Source organism: Nocardioides sp. (genome assembly GCF_004803405.1).
Lineage (GTDB): Bacteria > Actinomycetota > Actinomycetes > Propionibacteriales > Nocardioidaceae > Nocardioides > Nocardioides vastitatis.
Genome location: NZ_SSXI01000306.1, coordinates 1 through 1354 on the forward strand (window position 1 = coordinate 1; position 1354 = coordinate 1354).

1 protein-coding gene is annotated in these 1354 nt (G+C 74.6%); it reads right to left on the reverse strand.

From position 1 onward, the window contains the following. A partial coding sequence (locus E7Z54_RS23590) for a hypothetical protein (RefSeq protein ID WP_168798445.1) occupies positions 1-1354 on the reverse strand: 1354 nt, incomplete at both ends.

Here is a 1354-nt window from a genome sequence, read left to right on the forward strand (position 1 = left end):
CCACCCGGGCGAGCGCGGCGGCCAGCGCGGCACGCAGCCAGGGCTCGGTGCCGGCGGTCGAGGCGTACAGCCGCAGGACCTCGGCGTCGACGAGCGCGGCGTCGTCCGCCAGCCACGCCAGCTCGCAGATCGCGGTCTCGATCGGCAGCTGCCAGCATGCGTCTCCTGAGTCGGCAGCCAGGCTGCGTGCCGCGAGCAGCGCCGGGTGGACACCGGGGTCGCCCCGTCGGACCTTGCTGGTCAGGAACGGGATGTGCAGGTGCGCCCGGTTCACCTGGGAGATCGCCTGCTCGAGCGCCCGGGCGGCGAGCTCGATGGCGGCACCCGGGCTGCCGCGTCGCATCAGGACCTGGGCGCGGACGGCGGAGAGGCACAGGGTCCAGGTGCGCATCTCGTGGTCGTCGCACCAGCGCATGCCCTCGTCCCAGACCCAGTCGTACTCCTCGTGGAGCAGCTGGGCGGTCGCGAGCTCGTAGAGGTTGGCGCAGGCACGCGCCGCCTGCGCGTCGTTGCCCGAGTCCTGGGCAACGCGCAGAGCGCGCCGGATGTCCTCGAGGCCGTCCTCCCCACGCATGATCAGCAGGGTGCCCCGGGTCTGGAGGGCGTGTGCCACGACCTCCCGGTCCCCGTGTGCCTCGCCGAGACGGATCGCCTCGTCGGCCTCCCGCAGGCGTGTCTCGAGCATCGCCTCCGGACCGGCGACGCAGCAGTGGTACGCCAGCGCCCAGGCGTGCTCGACGGTGTCCGAACACCGGTCGGTGAGGTCGAGCAGCTCGCGCGCGGCCGCCGCCGTCGCGTCCGCCCGGCACAGGCGCCACAGGCACAGGACCCGGTGCCTCAGCGTGACCGAGAGCTGCGCGGGGTCACCCAGCCGCCGGCGGATGACCAGGGCTTCCCGGTTGGCTTCCTCGGCGAGCTCCCAGCGGTCCATCAGGCCGTGCAGCCTGGTGAGCTGGTCGAGGAGCTCGGCGCGCAGCTCGTCCCCGGCGCCGAGCGGTTGGACCACCTGCAGGGCCCGCCGGCACTGGGCGATGGCCTCTCGGTGCGAGTGCAGCCGGGCCGCCTCGTCGGCGGCCGCTCTCGCGTGCTCGAGGGTGGCGGCCAGGTCTCCCGCCTGCTCCGCGTGGTGGGCGAGCTCGGCGTGGTTGGCACCCTCGCGGGCGAGCACCGTCAGGGCCATCCGGTGCAGCTCGGCGGCCTGGTACGACGCCACGTCCTGCTCGACGGCGAGCCGGATCAGCTCGTGGGCGAACCCGTAGCGTCCCTCGGCAGCGACCAGCGTCCCGGCCACCGCGCACTCGTCGACGGTCGACGCCGCCACGCCCGACAGGGCCGCGAGCGCCGCGGCCGTCGT